The organism is Brevundimonas sanguinis, from assembly GCF_029636725.1.
GTDB lineage: Bacteria > Pseudomonadota > Alphaproteobacteria > Caulobacterales > Caulobacteraceae > Brevundimonas > Brevundimonas sanguinis.
Genome location: NZ_CP116770.1, coordinates 143,612 through 163,368 on the forward strand (window position 1 = coordinate 143,612; position 19,757 = coordinate 163,368).

Here is a 19,757-nt window from a genome sequence, read left to right on the forward strand (position 1 = left end):
TCGCTGGCGCGGGCGGGAAGATAGCGGCTAAGCTGACGCCCGTCTCTAAGGGGAGCGTCATCCATGACCAAGGCCAGCGAACTTCAATCCATGATCGATCAGGACGTCGGCGTCAGCCGCTGGTTCGACCTGGATCAGGCGCGCATCGACGCCTTCGCTAGCCTGACCGAGGACGAGCAGTTCATCCACGTCGATCCCGAACGCGCCAAGGCGACCCCCTTTGGCGGGACCATCGCGCATGGCTTTCTGACCCTCAGCCTCGCCTCGGCCATGAGCATGGAGGCCGTCGCCCCGCTGGATGATCTGGTCATGTCGGTCAATTACGGCTTCGACCGCCTGCGCTTTCTCGCCCCGGCGCCGTCGGGATCGCGCGTGCGCGGCCGCTTCAAACTGCTGTCAGCGGAAGACAAGGGCGCCCAGGACGGCATGACGCGTTGGCTGCTGAAGCACGAACTGACCATCGAGATCGACGGCGGCGACAAGCCCGCCCTGATCGCCGAATGGCTGACCATGCATGTGGTGAAGTCCTAGGCCTTTTCCCCCAGACACCTCAGCGCCACCTCCAGATTGCGCAGGCCGTCCTCGCCCGAAACCGCCGCCGTCTCGCCGGTGCGGATGGCGTGGAGGAAGGCCTCGTGCTCCTTCTTGAGCGGTTCGGCGGGCCAGGAATTCAGCATCCGCGTCGAGTAGGAGCCGTCCGGCTGCTGGCCGAAATACTCGGTCACCTGGCGGGTGATCAGATCGGCGACGATGAAGCGGTTCTTGGTCGCCACCTGCAGCACGCGGGTCTTGTAGGGCGTGACCCAGTTGGTGGTGATGTGGGCGATCACCCCATTTTCCATGCGGAACTGCAGCAGGGCCGAATCCTCGCGCGAGGCGTGGGCGTGGCCCAGCAGGGACTGGACCTCGGTCATCTCCGAGCCCGTCAGGTGACGGATGATGTCGATGTCGTGCACCGCCAGGTCGATGACCACCCCCACCTCGCCCATGCGCGGCGGGAAGGGGCCGACGCGGGTGATCTGGATGGAGATGATCTCGTCGCCGTCGATGGCGCGCTTGACCGTCTCGACCGCCGGGTTGAAGCGCTCGACGTGGCCGACCATCAGCACGCGGCTGTTGGCCTTGGCCGCGTCGATCATGGCCTGGGCGTCGGCCACGGTGGCGGCGATGGGCTTTTCGACCAGCACGTGGACGCCGGCGTTCAGCAGGGCCACGCCCAGTTCGGCGTGATAGCGGTTCGGGGTGGCGATGACGGCGGCGTCCAGGCCGGCGGCGACGAAGGCCTCGGCCGTCGTCACGGCGGTCGCGCCATAGGCGGCGGCCACGCCCTCGGCCGTCACGGCGTCGGGATCGAACACCGTCGTCAGTTCGACGTCGCGCAACTCGGCCAGGACGCGGGCGTGGTTGCGACCCATGACGCCGGCGCCGGCGACGCCGATCTTGAGGGGGGTCTGGTGGATGGTCATGCGGATCAGGCCTTGAAGCTGGCGACGGCGGCGATGATGCGGTCCTGCGTCTGTGCGTCGAGGTCCGAGTGCATCGGCAGGCTGATGACCACGTCCTTCAGCCGCTCGGTGACGGGCAGGCCCCCGACGCCGCGCGGGAAATGCTCATAGGCGGGCTGCACGTGCAGCGGGATCGGATAATAGACCGCCGTCGGCACGCCTTCGGCCTTCAGGTGCGCGGCCAGGGCGTCGCGGTCGGGATGCTCGACCGTGTACTGCGCCCAGTTGGAGACATTGCCCGCCGGGACGTCCGGAACCTTGGCGACGTGCGGGCGCAGGCCCTCGTTGTAGCGGGCGGCGGCGGCGTTGCGCCACTCGATCTCCTGGCCGAAGACCTTCAGCTTCTCGATCAGGACGGCGGCCTGGATGGTGTCCAGGCGGCTGTTCAGGCCGATGCGCATGTTCAGGTATTTGGGGTCGTGGTCGAAGGTCCGGTCCTTCAGGTCGACGCCGACCGCCTTGCCGTGGACGCGGATGGAATCCATCAGCTGGGCCAGGTCGTCGTCATTCGTCAGCACCGCCCCGCCGTCGCCGTAGCAGCCCAGCGGCTTGGCCGGGAAGAAGCTGGTGGTGGTCACGTCGGCCCATTTCAGCGGGTGCGCGCCGTCGATCGTGCAGCCGAACCCCTGGGCCGAGTCCGAGATCAGTTTCAGATCATATTTGTCGCAGATCGCCTTGATGGCCGGATAGTCGGCCGGCTGGCCGAACAGGTCGACGGCGATGACCACGCGCGGCGTCAGGCGGCCCTCGGCCTTGATGCCCTCGATGGCGCGCTCCAGGGCGGCCGGATCCATGTTGTAGGTGTTCTCGTCCACGTCGACGAAGACCGGCTCGGCGTCGAACCAGGGCACGACCTCGGCGGTGGCGGCGAAGGTGAAGCTGGGGACAAAGACCGCATCGCCCCGCCCGATCCCCCAGGCCATCAGCGGCAGGGCCAGGGCGTCGGTGCCGTTGGCGCAGCCCAGGGCGTGCTTGGCCTTGCCGAAGGCGGCCAGGTCGGCCTCGAACTGGCGCACCTGCGGGCCCATGACCCAGGCGCCGCCGACCACGGCCTCCTGGACGGCGGCCTCGATCTTGCCGGCGAGGCGAAGGCGCTGGGCCTGGAGGTCGATGAAGGGAATGGTCATTGCGATGTCGCTCTCTCGATAGGGCCGGCGCGGCGGGGGATCGTCTTCCGGGGCGCGGACGCGAAGGCGGGTCGTCTGTGTCAGGCTGCGTCCTACCAAAGCGGCGGGGTGCTGAACAAACCCTCCGGGGTCACTTCGCGTTGCGCGATGCAACGAAAGGGCCGCTTGGCAAAGCCATGGGCGCCGCCTAATCCGGGATCATGCGCTTCGACCCCGCCGCCAAGGAACAGGTTCGCGACTGGCTGTTCGGCCAGGCCCTGCCGCTGTGGGCGCGAGCCGGGGTCGACGCCGACGGACGTTTCTTTGAGAAGGTGGATTTCGACGGGCGGGCCGTCACCGGCGTTCCGCGGCGCACACGGGTTCAGGCGCGCCAGATTCATGTCTTCACCGAGGCGTCGGCGCTGGGCTGGAGCGAGGGCGAGGCCATCGCCCGCGCCGGACTGGACGCCCTGATCGACGGCGCCCGGCGCGACGACGGCCTGTGGGTGCGCGCCACGGACGATGCGGGCGCGGTCATCGACGCCACGCCGGACCTGTATGACCTGGCCTTCGTCCTGTTCGCTCTTGCGGGCGCGCATCGGGTGCTGAAGGACAAACGGGCGCGGCCTCTGGCGCTGGCGACCCTGGCCGCCATCGAGGCGCAGATGGCCGACCCGGAATACGGCGGCTGGCAGGAGGCGCTGCCGCCCGTTCTACCGCGCCGCCAGAACCCGCACATGCACATGCTGGAGGCCTTGCTGGCCTGGCAGGCGACCGCGCCTGATCCTGCGTTCGAGACGGCGGCCCGGTCTGTGCTGGACCTGTTCAACCGGCGCTTCTTCGACCGCGAACACCTGATGCTGGGCGAGTTCTATGGGCGCGACTGGAGCGTGCGCCCGGGGTCCGAAGGCCAGTGCATCGAGCCGGGCCATCACATGGAATGGGTCTGGCTGCTGAGCGAGGCGGCGCGCCTGGGCCTGCCCGATCACGGCGCAGCGGCGCGCGCGCTTTACACCAGCGCCCTGACCTGCGGGGTTCGCGCCGATGGTCTGGCCGTGCGCGAGATCGATCGGATCGGCCAGGTCCGCGACGCCGGCGTGCGCCTGTGGGCCCAGACCGAACTGCTGCGGGCCCTGCATCTGCGCGGCGATCAGGAACGAGCGGCCCGTCTGGTCGACCGCCTGTTCGAAACGCACCTGGCGACGCCGCGCGCCGGCCTGTGGTTCGACGCCTTTGACGCCGACGGCCGGGCGCAGGACGCGGCCGTCCCCGCCTCGACCTTCTATCATCTGATGACGGCCTTCTCGGCCCTGCTGACGGAGCCATCATGAGCCGACCCATGAAACGTCCAGGAGCCTTTCTGGATCGCGACGGCGTGCTGATCGTCGACAGCGGCTATCCGCACCGGCCCGACCAGCTGGTGCTGATCCCCGGCGCCGCCGAGGCGGTGAAGCGGCTGAACGACGCGGGCTATGTCGCCGTCATCGTCACCAACCAGTCCGGCGTGGCGCGCGGCATGTTCAGCGAAGAGACCATGCATGAGTTCAACCGCCAGCTGATCCAGCGGCTCGCCGAGGGCGGCGGGCGCATCGACGCCGTCTACGCCTGTCCCTTTCACTCCGAGGCGGCGGATGAGCGCTATCGCCACCCGCACCATCCCGACCGCAAACCCAATCCGGGCATGTTGCTGAGGGCTGCGGCCGAATATGATCTGGACCTGTCCCGCTCGCTGATGATCGGCGACCAGCCGTCGGACATGGAGGCAGCGCGGCGCGCGGGCGTAGCGGGCCATCACTTCACCGAGGGCGACCTGGATCAATTCGTGCGCGATCTGCTGCCCGGCTGATCGCTATTCCGCATCCGATGAATTAACGTCGTCCGCCGTAGATTGACTGTTCGGAGACGCCCCATGTCGATGACCACCCCGTTGGCCGACCGCTATGTCGAGCGCCGCTGGACTTCGCCCGACGGCCTCAGCCTCTACGCCCGCGACTACGCCCCGGCCGAGGGTCCGGCGCGCCTGCCGGTCATCGCCATCCACGGCCTGACGCGCAACAGCGCCGATTTCGGCGTCATCGCCGGGCTGATCGCGCACAGCGGGCGCCGCGTCCTGGCCGTCGACGTGCGTGGGCGCGGCCGGTCGGACCGGGCGCCCGACCCCATGACCTACACGCCGGACGTCTACGCCAAGGACGTCGTCGCCCTGATGGAGCAGACGGGGATCGAGAAGGCGGTCTTCCTCGGCACCTCGATGGGCGGGCTGATCACCATGGCGCTGACGGCGCTGAAGCCCAAAGCCATCGCCGCCGCCATCCTGAACGACGTCGGCCCCGAAGTCGCCGCCGAGGGCCTGGTCCGCATCGCCGCCTATACCGGCCAGCCGGTCGTGATCGACAGCTGGGACGACGCTGCAGCCTACGCCCGACGCATCAATGAGGCGGCCTTTCCCGATTATACGGATGCGGACTGGGCCGCATTCTCGCGCCGAATCTTCCGCGAGGGGACCGAAGGCGCGCCGGTGCTGGACTACGATCCCGACATCGCAGCGCCGTTCAAGGCGGCCGGGTCCAAGGCCCTGGTCCCCAACCTGTGGCCATCGTTCCGGGCTCTGGCGCGCAAAAAGCCGACCCTGCTGGTGCGCGGCGGAACCTCGGACCTGCTCAGCCCCGCCATCGTCGATAAGATGAAGAAGGCCGCGCCCAGCCTCGCCTACGCCGAGATCCCCGGCGTGGGCCACGCCCCCATGCTGGACGAACCCGAGGCGCGGGCGGCCATCTTCGAGTTTCTGGCGGGGGTGGGCTGATCCTGCCTTCCGTCAGCCGGGACCGCCCGAGGCGCTGCCGCCAGCTGTTGAAACTCCGGGCTCCCGGCGGTCCCGGATAGCCCTGCGGGCTTCCGGGACGACGGGGTCACGAGCTCTCGGGCCTCAAGTAGCGCAAAGCGCGATAGGCCCGCTTACAACGAGCCTCAAGTAGCGCGAATGCGCGGTAGGCCTCTTAAATCAAGCCTTCTTGACGAACTCCGTGCGCAGGACCAGGCCGCGCACCTTTTCGACGTTGGCTTCGATTTCATCGGGATCGCCGGTCAGGCGGATGTTCTTGACCATCGTGCCGCGCTTCAGCGTCACCCCGCCCGAGCCCTTGACCTTCAGATCCTTGATCAGGGTCACGCTGTCGCCGTCGGACAGGATGTTGCCGTTGGAGTCCTTGGTGACGTCGTCGCTCATGATCAGTCCTGCCTGCAATAGAGAGAAGGCCGCCGCTTCCGCGACGGCCCGTCCCCTATGGCCTATTCGCCCTGCCGCGCCTGGGCAAGGGCGATGCGCGCCTGAAGCTGCTCATCCTGAGCCGTGGCGGCGGAAATGGTGTTGAAGCGCTCGATCTCGAGACCCGAGTTCTGGATGGCGGCGGCCATCTGAGCCTGCTGCTCCTCATTGGGCTGGGCTCCGTTCAGGGCGCGGGCGATGCCAGAGATTTCAGCCATGGCGGCGGCGAACTGACGGATTTCGGCGTCCGTCACGCCAGCGCCTACCGAGCCAGGCGCGGACGGAGCGGCGCCAGCCACGGCGGCGCGCGCCTGCAGGACCGGATCCGCCGAGACGGCGGCCGAGATGGCGTTGAAGCGCTCGACGGCCAGGCCCGAGTTCTGCACGGCGGCGGCCATCTGGGCTTGTTGCTCCTCGGTGGGCGTTCCGTTCTGGACGGAGGCGGCCACGCTCGAGACCGTCTTCATGGCGGCGGCGAACTGGACCAGTTCGGCGTCGGTGGGCTCGCCCGCGGGCGCGGGCGCGGCGGCGGGCGCCGGTTCAGCGGCGTCCTGCGCCAGAGCGGGCGCGGAGGTCAGAAACAGGGCGGCCAGAATGGCGGTCGGGGCGGCGGCCGTTGCAAAACGCATGGCGTATCCTTCTCCAGTCCCGAACGCTCAGCCCCTAGGCTGACCCGGACAGGTCCGGGCTCTCCCGCACGACCGGGCTATGTCAGTCTCACAGAGGGCGGGGAGGTCGAAACGCTAACCCGCGTGATGCCGGCGGGTAAACCCCGAAACGGCGCTTTCAACCCTCAGGCGTATTGGCGTCCAGTTCGTCCAGCCAAACCCGCGCCGAGGAATCCGACGGCGCGCGCCAGTCGCCGCGCGGCGACAGCGACCCGCCGGTGACCACCTTGGGACCGTTCGGCACGGCCGAGCGCTTGAACTGGCTGGTCTGGAAGAAGCGGACCAGGAACTTGCGCAGCCAGCCCTTGATGGTCGGCAGGTCATAGGCGACCCGCTCGCCCTGCGGCAGGCCGACCGGCCAGCGTCCCGTCGCCGCGTCGCCCCAGGCCTGATGCGCCAGGAAGGCGACCTTAGACGGCTTGAAGCCGAAGCGGCTGATGTAGAACAGGAAGAAGTCGTTCAGCGCGTAGGGACCGACGATGCTCTGCGTCGACTGGATCGCCCCGTCGGCGCCCGCTGGCACCAGCTCCGGCGAGATCTCGGTAGCCAGAATGGCGTGCAGGGTCCGCGTCGCGGCCTCGCCCACCAGACCACGCTCGGCCACCCAACGGATCAGGTGCTGGATCAGGGTCTTCGCCACCCCGCCGTTGACGTTGTAGTGGCTCATGTGGTCGCCGACGCCATAGGTGCACCACCCCAGCGCCAACTCCGACAGGTCCCCGGTGCCCAGAACGAAGCCGTGGTTCTGATTGGCCAGCCGGAACAGATAGTCGGTGCGCAGGCCCGCCTGCACGTTCTCAAAGGTGATGTCGTGCACCGGCTCGCCGTTCGAGAAGGCATGGCCGATGTCGCGCAGCATCTGTTCGGCGGCGGGCCGGATGTCGATCTCGGCGCCCGTCACGCCCAGCGCCGTCATCAACTTCCAGGCGTTGGACTTGGTCCCCTCGGACGTGGCGAAACCGGGCATGGTGAAGGCCAGAATGCCCGTGCGCGGCAGCTCGAGCCGGTCAAAGGCGCGACAGGCGACCAGCAGGGCTTGGGTCGAATCCAGCCCACCCGAGACGCCGATCACCAGGGTCTTGGACCCCGTCGCCGTCATCCGCCGCATCAGCCCCTGGACCTGGATGTTGAAGGCCTCGAAGCAGTCCTGATCCAGCCGCGCCGCATCGTCCGGCACGAAGGGGAAGCGGTCCAGCGGGCGGATCAGTGCGTCGGCCGGCCCCTCCCCCGCCTCGAACGGAACCACCGTCGCGGCCTCGCCCTCGATCCGGGCGCAGTCGGCGAAGGTGCCGTTGCGTAAGCGGTCCAGACCGATGCGGTCCACGTCCACATCGGCGATCGTCAGATGGCTATGCATCGCGAACCGCTCGCCCTCGGCCAGCCGCGCGCCCAGCTCATGGATGGTCGCCTGACCGTCCCACGCCAGATCGGTGGTGCTTTCACCCCAGCCCGAGGCGGCGAAGACATAGGCCGACAGGGTGCGCGCCGACTGGCTGGCGCACAGCAGGGCGCGCTCGTCGGCCTTGCCGATGACGATGTTGGAGGCCGACAGGTTGCACAGGATGCGCGCGCCTGCGAGCGCAGCCCGCGTCGACGGCGGCAGCGGCGCCCAGAAGTCCTCGCAGACCTCGACGGCGAAGACGAAGCCCGGCCGGTTGGTCGCCTCAAAGATCAGGCCCGGGGCGAAGTCGACACGCTCGCCATTGAGGACGACAGCGTCCTCGCTACGGCTGGCGGCGGGCGCGAACCAGCGCTTCTCGTAGTATTCGCGATAGTTGGGCAGATAGGTCTTCGGCACCACGCCCAGCACCTCGCCCCCGCCCAGCACCACGGCGCAGTTGAACAGGGCGTCGCCGTTGCGGATCGGCGCGCCGATGACGGCGGTCACGCCCGCCTCGTCCGCGACCGCCGCCAAACGGGCGATCCGGCGCTCGACCTCTTCCAGCAGGGCCGCCTGCAGGTGCAGGTCGTCAATGGCGTAGGCGCTCAGCGACAGTTCGGGGAAGACCAGCAGGTCCACGCCCTTCTCGCCCGCCTGACGGATCAGCCGTTCATGCTCCTCGGCGTTGGCGGCCGGGTCGGCGATGTGAACCACCGGCGTGGCGGCGGCGACGCGCACGAAGCCGTGGCGGCTGGGGGCGTGGAAGGAACTGTTCGAGGCCATCAATCCATCCGCTCATCCCGGCGGACGCCGGGATCCAGTGAGAGCCGCCAAGCGCGGCGCCCGATCTCTAAGACCGTTCGATCAATATAGGGTTGCGGCCCGAAGCCAAAGCACTGGGTCCCGGCGTCCGCCGGGATGAGCGGCAGCGGGAAGTTCGTGACCTGCGAACCGCCGTCGGCTAAGGCTCACACCATGAGCGATACGCCCAAAAAAGGCTGGTTTCAGCGGCTGAGCGCGGGTCTGTCCCGATCCTCCAAGCAGATGACCGATCAGGTCGTCTCGACCTTCGTGAAGGAGCCCCTCTCGGAGGAGGCGCTGGAGCGGCTGGAGGAACATCTGATCGAGAGCGATCTCGGCCCCGCCGCCTCGGCCCGCATCGTCGAACGCTTCCGCGCCCTGCGCTTCGGCAAGACCTCTGACGAGCGCGAGGTCAAGGAAGCCTTGGCCGAGGCCGTGGCGGCCGAACTGACGCCGCGTCAGGCGACGTTCGATCCCCTCAGCGGGCCCAAGCCCTATGTGGTCCTGTTCGTCGGCGTGAACGGCTCGGGCAAGACGACGACCCTGGGCAAGATCGCCTCGGACCTGACAGGCAAGGGCGCCAAGGTGATGATCGTCGCCGGCGACACCTTCCGCGCCGCCGCCCGCGAGCAGCTGAAGGTCTGGGCCGACCGCGCGGGCGCTCATTTCGAAAGCCGCCGCGACGGCGCCGACGCCGCCGGCCTGGCCTTCGACGCATACGCCAAAGCCAAGGCGGAAGGCTTCGACGTCGTCCTGATCGACACCGCCGGGCGGCTGCAGAACAAGTCGACCCTGATGGACGAACTGCTGAAAATCGTGCGCGTGCTGAAGAAGGTCGATGCGGACGCCCCGCACGAAACCCTGCTGGTGCTGGACGCCACCGTCGGCCGCAACGCGCTGGAGCAGGAAAAGATTTTCGGCCGCACCGCCTATGTCTCGGGCGTGGTGATGACCAAGCTGGACGGCACGGCGCGCGGCGGCGTCCTGGTGCCGGTGGCCCAGGCCTCGGACGCCCCGATCAAGCTGATCGGCGTCGGCGAAGGGGTCGAGGACCTGCAACCTTTCGACGCCCGCGCGTTTTCCCGATCGCTGGTCGGGCTTGAGGACTGATCCATGACTGAAGCGACTCAGAGCAAACGTCCGCAATGGATCCGGCAGGCCGTCGACTTCGGCGCCCTGGTCGCCTTCATGGCCGCCTATTTCATCACCCGCGACATGATCAAGGCGACGTGGGTGCTGGTCATCGCCTCGATGATCGCCCTGGCCGTCGGCTTCGTGCTGGAGCGGCGCCTGGCGCCCATGCCCCTGATCACCGGCGGCTTCGCCCTGGTGTTCGGCGTCCTGACCATCGTCACCGACGACGACCTGTTCGTGAAGCTGAAGCTGACGGTGCAGAACGGTCTGCTGGCCGCCGTCCTGCTCGGCTCGCTGCCGCTGAAGAAATACCCGTTCAAGGCCCTGCTGGGCTCGGCCATCAAGGTGACCGACGAGGCGTGGCGCAAACTGACCTTCCGCTACGGCCTCTACTTCCTGGCCGTCGCCATCGCCAACGAAGTGTTCCGCAGCCCGACCGCCGTCACCGCCATCTGGTCGGCGCTCAACCTGGGGACGCCCGATCCCAACGGCGTCTGGACCGCCTTCCGCGGCGTGCTGTGGATCGCGGCCTCCATTTTCGGCCTGTCGCAGGTGCCGCTGATCCTGAAGAACATGACCAAGGACGAGGAGCCGGGCCCCGTCTCGCCCGACACGGGCCTTTAGGGTTGGGTCTCACTTCTCCCGTCATCCTCGGGCTTGACCCGAGGATCGGATTGTCCGCCTGCGCGACGTCGGAACGCAAAAGCGCGCCGCTAGGCTCGATCCTCGGGTCAAGCCCGAGGATGACGGAGGCATAGCAGGATTCGATCATCCATTTCCGGGCCTCAAGTAGGGCGAAGCCCGATAGGCCCACCAACAAAGGCCTCAAGCAGCGCGAAGCGCGGTAGGCCTGCTTAAATGTCTTCAAACCGTCAGCGTTTGCGTCGTCAAAGCGTTAAGCCAGACTGTTAGCTGTCGCAGCATCATCCGGCCACGGCCGGTATCGGGCTGTTCGGGAACGAAGACGATGATCAAGTCGGGCAAGCAGGCGAAGATCAAGGGCGGGCTGGCGGAATCGCCGAGCCACCTGATTCACCGGGCGCTGCAGCTGGCGCTGGACATCTACGCCGAGGAAGCCGGGCCGGACGGGTTGACCCAGCGCCAGTTCGCCGTGCTGGAGGCCGTGGCCGCCCGCTCGGGCCTGACGCAGACCGACCTGGTCAAGGCGACCGGGATCGACCGCTCGACCCTGGCGGATCTGGTGGCGCGCATGACGACCAAGGGCCTGCTGGAGCGCGAACGCTCGACGCTGGACGCGCGCGCCAAGGCCGTTCGCCTGTCGCCTGAGGGCGAGGCCGCCCTCATCGCCGCCCGCCCGCGCGTCGAGGCCGCCGACAAGCGGATCATGGGCCTGCTGCCCAAATCCAAGCGCGACAGTTTCCTGGACCTGCTTTGCAGCCTCTCCGACGCCGCCGACGCCGCACCCGAACAAGTCCGCGCCGAGGTCAAGGCGGCGAAGAGAGCCGCCAAGGAAGCCAAGAAGGCGGAAAAGGCCGCCCGCAAGGGCGACGACCGGGTCAGGAAGAAGAAGAAGGGCGCGACCGAAGCCGTTTCAGATGAGCCGCAGACCGACGATGCAGCCGATGTCGTCGTGGTCCCGCTCAAGGGCGCCGCTGAGGTCTAAGTTCTTCCTTTCCGCTCATCCGGCGGACGCCGGGATCCAGTGCTTTGGCGGCAACTGCAGCCCTAGCCGAGCAGCCGACTTTTTTCCGCAGAGCGCGTGGATCTTACTGGATCCCGGCGTCCGCCGGGATGAGCGGCAAATTCTGCCCGCGCCCTAAACCCGAATGTCCAGCAGCGAGCCGGGGCGTTGCAGGCGCGAGGGCGCCGCCGTCTGTTCGACCTGGGCCGTGGCCGTAACGCCCGCTCGCGCCGTCTCCTCAGCCGCAATCGGCGCCGCCAGCCCCATGGCCTGACGGAAGAAGGCCGACTGGGCCGTTCTCAGGGCGTGGGCCGCGCCGCCCGCCTGGGGCGGAAAGGCCGGCCGCTCGGACGAAATCGCGGACATGGGCTGAGGATGCCCGCGCTTCGTCTAGATATGGTTAATGCGCAATTCACCCTGTTTCGGGCGGTCGCCTCAACGCGCTGGAGTGTTCAGGGCGTCGGTCAGCGTCTTCAGATCGGCGTCGGTCAGGATCGGCCCCGAGGACTTGGCGACGATGGTCCCATAGGCGTCGACGGCGAAGCTCTCGGGCACGCCCGAGACGCCCAGGTCGAGCCCGGCCCGGCCCTCGCGGTCGACCAGCACCAGACGATAGGGGTCGCCCAGCTCGTCCAGGAAGGCGTCGGTGGCGACGGGGTCGTCCTTATAGGCCACGCCGACCACGGCGATCCCCTGCTCCTTCAGCTCCATCAGCTGCGGATGCTCCAGGCGGCACGGCGCGCACCAACTGGCGAAGACGTTGACGATCATCGGCTTGCCCACGCCCGCCGTCTTCAGGTCCAGAAGGTCGTCGCTGGCCTTGCCGTCCGACAGGATGGGCAGGACCGTCGTCTCGGGGATGAGCTGACCGACCAGCGCGTCGGGACGATAGGTCGGCCCGGCGGCAGGGTCGCCCGCCATCCGGTCCATCTGCGTCATCAGAAAGACGCCCAGCGCGACCAGAACGACGATGGGCAGCAGGGCCAGCCAGCGCTTCATTTGCGCGCCGCCTCCAGCCGCGCCAGCTCCCGCTTCCAACGGCGGGCGGCGATCAGGGCGCGCGCTGACAGGGCGGCCAGCACCACGGCGCTGATCCCCCAAGCGGGCCAGACGAAGGCGCCGTAGGGGCTCATGTCCAGATCAAGCATGAGACAACTCCATCAGGCTTCCAGCGCCGCGCGGGCGCGAAGGGTCAGAACACGACGGCGACGGACCTCGGTGCGGATCGACGTCAGCCAGATCGCCCCGAACAGCACGGCGTAGGCCGCCATCATCGTCAGCAGGGCGGGCAGGAAGACCGGGTCCACGCTGGTCCCGCCGGAGCGCAGCAGCGACGCGGGCTGGTGCAGGGTGTTCCACCAGTCGACCGAAAACTTGACGATCGGCAGGTTGATCAGGCCGACCAGACCCAGCACCGCCGCCGCTCGCGCCGCCTTGGCCTCATCGTCGATCGAGGCGCGCAGGGCCATGTAGCCGAGGTAGAAGAGGAACAGCACCAGCACCGAGGTCAGGCGCGCGTCCCACACCCACCAGGTCCCCCACATGGGCTGGCCCCACAGGGCGCCGGTGACCAGGGCCAGGGCGGTCAAGGCCGCACCCGGCACGGCGGCCGCCCGCGCCGCCGCGTCGGCCAGCGGATGGCGGAACACAAGGGCGAAGAAGCTGGACACGCCCAGCGCGCCATAGGCCATCAGGCCCAGGCTGGCGGCCGGAACGTGGATGAACATGATGCGGACGGTGTCGCCCTGCTGATAGTCGCCCGGCGCGGAGAAGCTGAACCACGTCCCGAGCAGCAGCAGGCCAAGCGCGCAGATCCACAACACCGGAACCAGGGGGCCGGTGAAGCGCATGAAGCGGTCGGGATTGGCGAGGCCGAACATGGGCCGCCGATTACGCGCCCCAGCGCCCCACGGCAAGCGGGCGGCGCCTTCGACCCTTTGTCGCGGCTCTTAGAGGCTCAGGCCGTGCTGCGCCGCCAGGTCTTTCAGCCCCACCATCGGACGCGGCCCCCAGTGGGCGATGACTTCCGACGCGGCCAGCGAACCCAGAGCCCCGGCCTGCGCCAGAGACAGGCCGCGCGACAGGCCCAGCAGCACGCCCGCCGCGTACTGATCGCCGGCGCCCGTGGTGTCGACGACCTTCTCGACCGGATAGGCGGCGACCTCGACCCGCTCGTCGCGGCGGAACAGGACCGAACCGGCGGCGCCGCGCGTCACGGCCGCCACCTCGGCGATGCGGCCCAGGTGGGCGGCGGCGTGGTCGAAATCCTCGGTCTCGAACAGGGCGTGCAGCTCGGCCTCATTGGCCAGGACGATGTCGGCCGAGGTCTCGATGAACTCCAGCAGCTCGGCGCGCCAGCGATGCACGACGAAGCTGTCGGACAGGGTGATGGCGACCTTGCGGCCCGCCGCATGGGCGGCGGCGGCGGCGGCCTCAAAGGCGGCGCGGGCCGGGGCCGGGTCGAACAGATAGCCTTCCAGATAGACGATGGCGCTGTCGCCGATCACACTCGCGTCCACGTCCGCCGTGGTCAGTTGGTTGGCGGCCCCCAGGAAGGTGCACATGGTGCGCTGGCCGTCCGGCGTGACGTTGATCAGGCAGCGGCCGGTGCCGAAGCCCTTGCCTGCGCCGTCTTCCAGCACGGGAGTGTCGAAGTGGACGCCGACGGCGCGGATGTCGTGGCTGAAGACCTCGCCCAGCGTGTCCTTAGCCACCTTGCCGATATAGGCGGCGCGCCCGCCGAACGAGCCGACGCCCGCCACGGTGTTGCCCGCCGATCCGCCCGAGGCCTCGACCCCGGCGGCCATGGCGTCATACAGGGTCGCGCTCTGTTCCTCGTCGACCAGCTGCATCGAGCCGGGGACCAGGCCCTTGGCTTCCAGGAAGGCCGGTTCGCACGGCGCCAGGACGTCGACGATGGCGTTGCCCAGGGCGCAGACGTCGAAGCGGGCGTTTTGGGCGAAGGCGGGCAGGGACTGGGTCATCTTCGCCCCATAGCGGGGCAGGCGGCCGCGCGCCAGAGCGCCGGCCCCGCCGTCGTGCGAAAAGCGGCCCTTCACGCCGATCCGGCAGCGGCCTAAAGCCGATGGACCTGTTGCACACCGCCCTGCCGGGCCATGCGGAGCCGCGCCCATGACCGACGTCGCCGTCCTGACCCCCGACCCGGCCGACCCCACCTATTCGACTCTGTGGCCGGGCGTGCTGGACCGGCTGGGCGAGGCGCTGGCGACGGCGGGGATCGCGGCGTGGCCGACGCCCTGGACCGACCATGTCGAGAACGCCCGGGCCCTGATGGACTTCCCCCTGGTCCTGCCGCTGCTGGTCTGGGGCTATCATCAGGGCCACGACCGCTGGGTCCAGGCCTGCACGACCTGGGCCGAGGCGGGCGCGCCCCTGGCCAATCCGGCCGCGACCCTGCGCTGGAACGCCGACAAGCGCTATCTGGCCCGCCTGGCGGAAAAGGGCGTCGCCGTGCCCGAGACGATCTTCGCCGACCACGTCGACGCTGCGGTTCTGGAAGCCGCCTTCGCCGCGACAGGCGCCGAGACCCTGATCGTCAAGCCGACCGTCTCGGGCGGCGCCTGGCGCACCCTGCGGGTGGCGGCGGGCGACCTGCTGGACGCGGCCCTGGCCGACGCCCCTGTCGGCGGAACGATGATCCAGCCCTATCTCAAGGCCATCGAGACCGAGGGCGAGACCTCCCTGCTCTATTTCGGCGGCGAACTGAGCCACGTCGTGAACAAGCGCCCCGGCGCGGCGGGCGAGTTCCGCATCCAGACCCAGTACGGCGGACAATACCAGGCGCTGAAGGCCGCGCCTCAGGGCGCGCTCGATCTGGCCGAACGCACCCTGGCCGTCATCGACGAAGACCTCCTCTACGCCCGCATCGACATGACGAAGGGCGACGACGGCGACTGGGTGCTGATGGAGGCCGAACTGATCGAGCCGGACTTCTACCTGGCCGCCACGCCTGAAGCTGGCGCCCGCTTCGGTCAGGCGGTGCGGGCGCGGCTGGAGCGCTAGGCCTACACGCCCATGAAGCTGGCCCGCGACGGGCACAGGTCCGAGATCACGCATCCCGCGCACTTCGGCCGCTGCGCCAGGCAGGTGTAGCGGCCGTGCAGGATCAGCCAGTGGTGCGCCTTGGGCAGCCAGGCCTCGGGCACCACCTGGTGCAGCTGGGCCTCGACCTTGTCCGGCGTCGCCGCGTTGGCCAGCCCCAGCCGGTGCGAGACGCGGAAGACGTGGGTGTCCACCGCGATGGCCGGCTCGATGCCCAGTTCGTTCAGCACCACGCTGGCGGTCTTGCGCCCCACGCCCGGCAGAGCCTGCAGGTCGGCGCGGTTCAGCGGCACCTCGCCGCCGTGCTTCTCGACCAGCATCCGCGCGGCGGCGATGACGTTCTTCGCCTTGGTGCGATACAGGCCGATCGACGAGATCAGCGGGATCAGCCCCTCCTCGCCCAGGGCCAGCATCTTCTGCGGCGTGTCGGCCACGGCGAACAAGGCGCGCGTGGCCTTATTGACCCCCACGTCGGTCGCCTGGGCCGACAGGGCGACCGCCACCACCAGGGTGTAGGGATTGACGAATTCCAGCTCGGTCTTGGGGTCGGGCATGACGCCGGAAAGGCGGACGAAGACCTCCTCCACCCGATCCTCATCCGGCGGCCAGGCGATGATCGCCCCGACGGGGGCCGTCTTCGGCTGGCGCGAGCGCTTGCCGGGCGGCGGGGTCAGGCCGGCCTTCTGAACGGCCTTCTTCTGGCGGGACGCGGATTTCAACGGAGCCATGCCCCCGCTTCGCCTCCCCGGCGCGCGGCGTCAACGTCGCCCCCGCGACACGCTGCGACAAAAAGGCGCGGTTCGGGGTTGTATTCTGGACGTCGCCGTCCATTTTACGCGCGAAATTCCAAGCGAGCTGTCTCCCCATGGCCCTCCCCGCCGCGCTCAAGAAGCGTCTGCCCCTGATCGTCGCCGGCGTCGTCGGCCTCGGCCTCATCGCCGGCGGCGTGGTCTGGTGGCAGGGCAAACAGCGCTGGGAAGCCACCGACAACGCCTTCGTCCAGGCGGACACCGTGGCCGTCAGCCCCCGCATCAACGGCGAGGTGATCGAGGTCCTGGTCAAGGACAACCAGCGCGTCGAGGCCGGTCAGGTGCTGGTCCGGCTGGACGACGCCGACGCCCGCGCCGCCCTGGCCCAGGCCGAGGCCAATCTGGCGGCCCTGAGCGCCGCCGTAGCCAATGTCGACGCCCGCGCCGAGCAGGAACGGGCCACCGTCGCCGCGCGCGCCGCCGCCGTGACCCAGGCCGAGGCCCAGGCCAATCTCGCCCGCGCCGAGGTCGACCGCTACGGCAAGTTGGCCGCCCAGGGCTGGGTGTCGCAGCAGCGCATCGAGACCCAGCGCGCCACGGCCGAAACCGCCCGCGCCTCGGTCGCCCAGGCCCAGGCCGCCCTGACCGCCGAACAGCGCGCCGTCGCCGCCCTCGGTTCGTCCCGCCAGCAGAGCGTGGCCGCCGTGGAGCAGGCGCGCGCCCGGGTCGAACAGGCGAAGCTGACGCTTGAGCGCACGGTGATCCGCGCCCCGGTGGCGGGCGTCGTCGGGGCGCGCGGCGTGCGCGCGGGTCAGGTCGTTCAGGCGGGCGGCCAGCTGATGTCGGTGGTGCCGCTGACGGACGCCTATGTGGTCGCCAACTTCAAGGAGACGCAGGTCGGGCGCATGCGCCTGGGCCAGGCGGTCGAGATCAAGGCTGACGCCTTCCCCGGCCGGTCGCTCCAAGGCCGGATCGACAGCTTCGCCCCGGCCACCGGCTCTGAGTTCGCCCTGATCCCGGTCGAGAACGCCACCGGCAACTTCACCAAGATCACCCAGCGCGTCCCGGTCCGCATCGCGGTCGAGCACGACGACAAGGGTCAGCCGATCGCCCTGCGCCCCGGCCTGTCGGTCGAGGTCAAGGTCGATCTGAAGAGCCAGGGCGGCGCCGCCTTCGCCGAAGCCGCCAACCCGAGCCCCACCCCGTGACCGACGCGGCCGCGTCATCGGCCCCGGCAGCCCAGCCCGAGATCAACTGGACGGTCCTGCTGCTCGGCTTCGCCGGCATGGTCATCGGCCAGTTCATGGCCATTCTGGACATACAGATCGTCGCCGCCTCCCTGCCGCAGATTCAGGCCGGGGTCGGCGCTTCGGCCGATGAGATCAGCTGGATCCAGACCGCCTATCTGATCCCCGAAGTCGTGATGATCCCCCTGTCGGGCTATCTGTCGCGGCTATGGGGCACGCGAAAGGTGTTCCTCGCGTCCTGCTTCGGCTTCCTGATCATGAGCGTCATGGTCGGCCTGTCGTCCTCCATCGAGATGATGATCGTCTTCCGCGCGCTGCAGGGGTTTGTCGGCGGGGCGATGATCCCGACCGTCTTCGCGGTGGCCTTCACCGCCTTCCCACCCGAAAAGCGGGTGACGGCCAGCGTCATCATGGGGCTGATCGTGACGCTGGCGCCGACCGTCGGCCCGACGCTGGGGGGCCATCTGACGGAATGGCTCAGCTGGCGCTGGCTGTTCTTCATCAACGTCTTTCCCGGCGTGATCGTCCTGTTCCTGGTCGGGCGCTACGCCCATTTCGACAAGGGCGACCCCAGTCTGGCCAAGGGCTTCGACTGGTGGGGCCTGATGCTGATGGCGGCCTTTCTGATGGGCCTGCAGTTCGTGCTGGAGGAAGGCGCCAAGGAGGACTGGTTCGCCGACGACCGGATCCTGCTGCTCAGCGTCGTCGCCGCCGTCTGCGGCCCGGCCTTCATCTGGCGCTCGCTCAGCTATCGCAATCCGATCGTGGAGCTGCGCGCCTTCGGCAACCGCAACTTCGTGGTGGGGGTGTTGATGACCTTCATCGTCGGCGCGGCCCTGTTCGGCGGCACCTTCCTGCTGCCGCTGTTTCTGGGCCGGGTGCGCGGCTATTCGGCGGCCGAGGTGGGCACCACCATGGTGGTCTCGGGGCTGGCCATGTTCGCCGCCGGCCCCATCGCCGGGCGGCTGGTGCGGGCGGTGGATGCGCGCATCCTGATGTTCGTCGGCTTCATGCTGGCCGCCTGGGGCATGTGGGACGCCCGAGTCGTGACGGATGAGTGGGGCTTCTGGGAGTTCGCCGGCATTCAGGCCATGCGCGGCGCGGGGGTCATGCTGGCCATGATCGCCTCGCAGCAGGTGACGATGGCCACCCTGCCGCCGCATATGGTCAAGAACGCCTCGGGCCTGGTGAACCTGGCGCGCAACGTCGGCGGGGCCTTCGGCCTGGCCATCCTCAACACCTCCCTGACCCAGAACACCGCCCTGCACATGGCCGAGCTGACCAGCGCCATCGACCAGACCCATCAGGGGGTGCGCGACATGATCGCCGGCATGGCCGTGCGCTTTTCAGGCTCCATCGACCCGCAGGCCTCGGCGATGAAGGCGGTCTATGGCCTGTTGCAGAAACAGGCGACGACCCTGGCCTTCGGCGACGCCTTCGCCCTGCTGGCCATCGGCTGCGCCTGCGCGGGCTTCCTGACCCTGCTGTCCAAGCCCGCCAAACCCAACGCCGCCGCCGCTTCTTCGGACGTCCACTGATGCCCCGCGCCCGCGGCCAGATCGACGAGCAAAAAAGCCAGGCCATCCTTCAGGCCGCCGCCAGCCTGTTCGTCGAAAAGGGCGCGAAGGCCTCGATGAGCGAGATCGCCCGTCGCGCCGGCGTCTCGAAACAGACCCTCTACAACCGCTTCGCCTCCAAGACCGAGATCGGCCGGGACTTGGCGGCCCAGCGCTCGGACGCCGTCACCGCCCCCCTGGCCTCGGGCGCCGAGCCCGAAGCGGTGCTGGCCGCCATCGCCGAGACCCTGATCAGCAAGATCTGCACAGGCGGCAAGGGCGCCGCCCTGCGCGGCGTGGCCCTGGTCTCGCCCGAGGCGCCCGAGCTGGCGCGCGTCATCTATGACGCGGGACCGGGCGAGAGCGTCCGGCGCATCGCCGCCTGGCTGAAGGTCCAGGACGAGGCGCGCCGCCTGAGCGTTCCCGACCCTCTGGCCGCCGCCGAAATGTTTACCGGCATGGCCCTGGGCCACGGCCATCTGCGCTCGGTGCTGGGCCTGCCGCATCCCGACATCGCCGACCTGCCCGCCCGGGCGCGCGACGTCGCCCGCCGCTTCGTCCGCGCCTTCGCCCCGGAATAGGCGATTGCGCCGGATTGGACCTGACGGCGGATCAGCGTAAAGCCGCCCGAAATCCCTTCA

General features: G+C 69.0%; 22 protein-coding genes. 11 read left to right on the forward strand and 11 right to left on the reverse strand.

All coding sequences use genetic code 11. The features are described 5' to 3' along the window. The first annotated feature begins 63 nt into the window (after positions 1–63). Positions 64–531 (forward strand): MaoC family dehydratase, encoded by a 468-nt coding sequence (locus tag PIB44_RS00665; protein ID WP_278070084.1) that lies wholly within the window; start codon positions 64–66, stop codon positions 529–531. Here PIB44_RS00665 and PIB44_RS00670 read toward each other — a convergent pair. Beyond that, entirely contained in the window at positions 528–1,466 is a 939-nt protein-coding gene (locus PIB44_RS00670) for a Gfo/Idh/MocA family protein (protein WP_278070085.1), read from the reverse strand. The genes PIB44_RS00665 and PIB44_RS00670 overlap by 4 nt on opposite strands. Before the next feature lie 5 nt (positions 1,467–1,471). After that, a complete protein-coding gene (locus PIB44_RS00675; RefSeq protein WP_278070086.1) occupies positions 1,472–2,632 on the reverse strand; it encodes a DegT/DnrJ/EryC1/StrS family aminotransferase in 1,161 nt (386 codons plus the stop codon). 200 nt (positions 2,633–2,832) lie between these two features. On the opposite strand from PIB44_RS00675, the gene PIB44_RS00680 reads away from it, so the two are divergent. The 3 genes from PIB44_RS00680 (at position 2,833) to PIB44_RS00690 (ending at position 5,414) form a co-directional block, all read left to right on the forward strand. Further along, entirely contained in the window at positions 2,833–3,942 is a 1,110-nt protein-coding gene (locus tag PIB44_RS00680; protein WP_278070087.1) for an AGE family epimerase/isomerase, read from the forward strand. A gap of 8 nt (positions 3,943–3,950) precedes the next feature. After that, positions 3,951–4,457: a D-glycero-alpha-D-manno-heptose-1,7-bisphosphate 7-phosphatase gene (locus tag PIB44_RS00685; RefSeq protein WP_278070088.1), complete on the forward strand. Its 507-nt coding sequence runs from the start codon at positions 3,951–3,953 to the stop codon at positions 4,455–4,457. 63 nt (positions 4,458–4,520) lie between these two features. Continuing rightward, entirely contained in the window at positions 4,521–5,414 is an 894-nt protein-coding gene (locus tag PIB44_RS00690) for an alpha/beta fold hydrolase (RefSeq protein ID WP_278070089.1), read from the forward strand. A gap of 198 nt (positions 5,415–5,612) precedes the next feature. Here the strand turns inward: PIB44_RS00690 and PIB44_RS00695 are convergent, their stop codons facing one another. The 3 genes from PIB44_RS00695 to PIB44_RS00705 form a co-directional block, all read right to left on the reverse strand. Further along, positions 5,613–5,837, reverse strand: coding sequence for an alkylphosphonate utilization protein (locus tag PIB44_RS00695; protein WP_025976383.1), 225 nt, complete (start codon positions 5,835–5,837; stop codon positions 5,613–5,615). Between the two features lie 62 nt (positions 5,838–5,899). Further along, positions 5,900–6,505 (reverse strand): DUF4168 domain-containing protein, encoded by a 606-nt coding sequence (locus PIB44_RS00700; protein WP_278070090.1) that lies wholly within the window; start codon positions 6,503–6,505, stop codon positions 5,900–5,902. Positions 6,506–6,662: 157 nt separating this feature from the next. After that, entirely contained in the window at positions 6,663–8,708 is a 2,046-nt protein-coding gene (locus PIB44_RS00705; protein WP_278070091.1) for an NAD(+) synthase, read from the reverse strand. Between the two features lie 192 nt (positions 8,709–8,900). Between PIB44_RS00705 and ftsY the strand changes: the two genes are divergently transcribed. The 3 genes from ftsY (at position 8,901) to PIB44_RS00720 (ending at position 11,484) form a co-directional block, all read left to right on the forward strand. After that, the gene (gene ftsY / locus PIB44_RS00710) at positions 8,901–9,836 is read left to right on the forward strand and encodes a signal recognition particle-docking protein FtsY (RefSeq protein ID WP_025976386.1); all 936 of its coding nucleotides are present in this window, start codon (positions 8,901–8,903) and stop codon (positions 9,834–9,836) included. A 3-nt stretch (positions 9,837–9,839) separates the two neighbouring features. Beyond that, positions 9,840–10,484, forward strand: coding sequence for an inner membrane-spanning protein YciB (locus PIB44_RS00715; protein ID WP_025976387.1), 645 nt, complete (start codon positions 9,840–9,842; stop codon positions 10,482–10,484). A 343-nt stretch (positions 10,485–10,827) separates the two neighbouring features. Continuing rightward, on the forward strand, positions 10,828–11,484 hold the full coding sequence (locus PIB44_RS00720) for a MarR family winged helix-turn-helix transcriptional regulator (protein WP_278070092.1): 657 nt from the start codon (positions 10,828–10,830) through the stop codon (positions 11,482–11,484). Positions 11,485–11,637: 153 nt separating this feature from the next. Here the strand turns inward: PIB44_RS00720 and PIB44_RS00725 are convergent, their stop codons facing one another. The 5 genes from PIB44_RS00725 to PIB44_RS00745 all read right to left on the reverse strand — a co-directional run bounded on the left by PIB44_RS00725 (position 11,638) and on the right by PIB44_RS00745 (position 14,486). Further along, positions 11,638–11,868, reverse strand: coding sequence for a hypothetical protein (locus tag PIB44_RS00725; RefSeq protein WP_278070093.1), 231 nt, complete (start codon positions 11,866–11,868; stop codon positions 11,638–11,640). Positions 11,869–11,937: 69 nt separating this feature from the next. Continuing rightward, complete coding sequence (locus PIB44_RS00730; RefSeq protein ID WP_134581923.1) at positions 11,938–12,501, reverse strand: DsbE family thiol:disulfide interchange protein; 564 nt, start codon at positions 12,499–12,501, stop codon at positions 11,938–11,940. After that, entirely contained in the window at positions 12,498–12,650 is a 153-nt protein-coding gene (ccmD, locus tag PIB44_RS00735) for a heme exporter protein CcmD (RefSeq protein WP_003166605.1), read from the reverse strand. The genes PIB44_RS00730 and ccmD overlap by 4 nt, the downstream gene beginning before the upstream one ends. A gap of 12 nt (positions 12,651–12,662) precedes the next feature. Then, positions 12,663–13,382 carry a heme ABC transporter permease CcmC gene (gene ccmC / locus PIB44_RS00740; protein WP_278070094.1) on the reverse strand — a complete coding sequence of 240 codons (720 nt, stop codon included), beginning with the start codon at positions 13,380–13,382 and terminating at the stop codon, positions 12,663–12,665. A gap of 69 nt (positions 13,383–13,451) precedes the next feature. Then, entirely contained in the window at positions 13,452–14,486 is a 1,035-nt protein-coding gene (locus PIB44_RS00745; protein ID WP_278071014.1) for an adenosine kinase, read from the reverse strand. A 148-nt stretch (positions 14,487–14,634) separates the two neighbouring features. Between PIB44_RS00745 and PIB44_RS00750 the strand changes: the two genes are divergently transcribed. Then, on the forward strand, positions 14,635–15,525 hold the full coding sequence (locus PIB44_RS00750) for an ATP-grasp domain-containing protein (protein WP_278070095.1): 891 nt from the start codon (positions 14,635–14,637) through the stop codon (positions 15,523–15,525). Between the two features lie 2 nt (positions 15,526–15,527). Here the strand turns inward: PIB44_RS00750 and nth are convergent, their stop codons facing one another. Next, entirely contained in the window at positions 15,528–16,292 is a 765-nt protein-coding gene (gene nth / locus PIB44_RS00755; protein ID WP_278070096.1) for an endonuclease III, read from the reverse strand. A gap of 137 nt (positions 16,293–16,429) precedes the next feature. On the opposite strand from nth, the gene PIB44_RS00760 reads away from it, so the two are divergent. Genes PIB44_RS00760 through PIB44_RS00770 form a run of 3 tightly spaced genes read left to right on the forward strand, consistent with a single transcriptional unit; the run spans position 16,430 to position 19,697 of the window. Continuing rightward, complete coding sequence (locus tag PIB44_RS00760) at positions 16,430–17,521, forward strand: HlyD family secretion protein (protein WP_278070097.1); 1,092 nt, start codon at positions 16,430–16,432, stop codon at positions 17,519–17,521. Beyond that, positions 17,518–19,098, forward strand: coding sequence for a DHA2 family efflux MFS transporter permease subunit (locus tag PIB44_RS00765; RefSeq protein ID WP_278070098.1), 1,581 nt, complete (start codon positions 17,518–17,520; stop codon positions 19,096–19,098). The genes PIB44_RS00760 and PIB44_RS00765 overlap by 4 nt, the downstream gene beginning before the upstream one ends. Then, positions 19,098–19,697, forward strand: a complete 600-nt coding sequence (locus tag PIB44_RS00770) for a TetR/AcrR family transcriptional regulator (protein ID WP_278070099.1) — start codon at positions 19,098–19,100, stop codon at positions 19,695–19,697. Before PIB44_RS00765 ends, PIB44_RS00770 begins: the two co-directional genes overlap by 1 nt. The last annotated feature ends 60 nt before the right edge of the window (positions 19,698–19,757 follow it).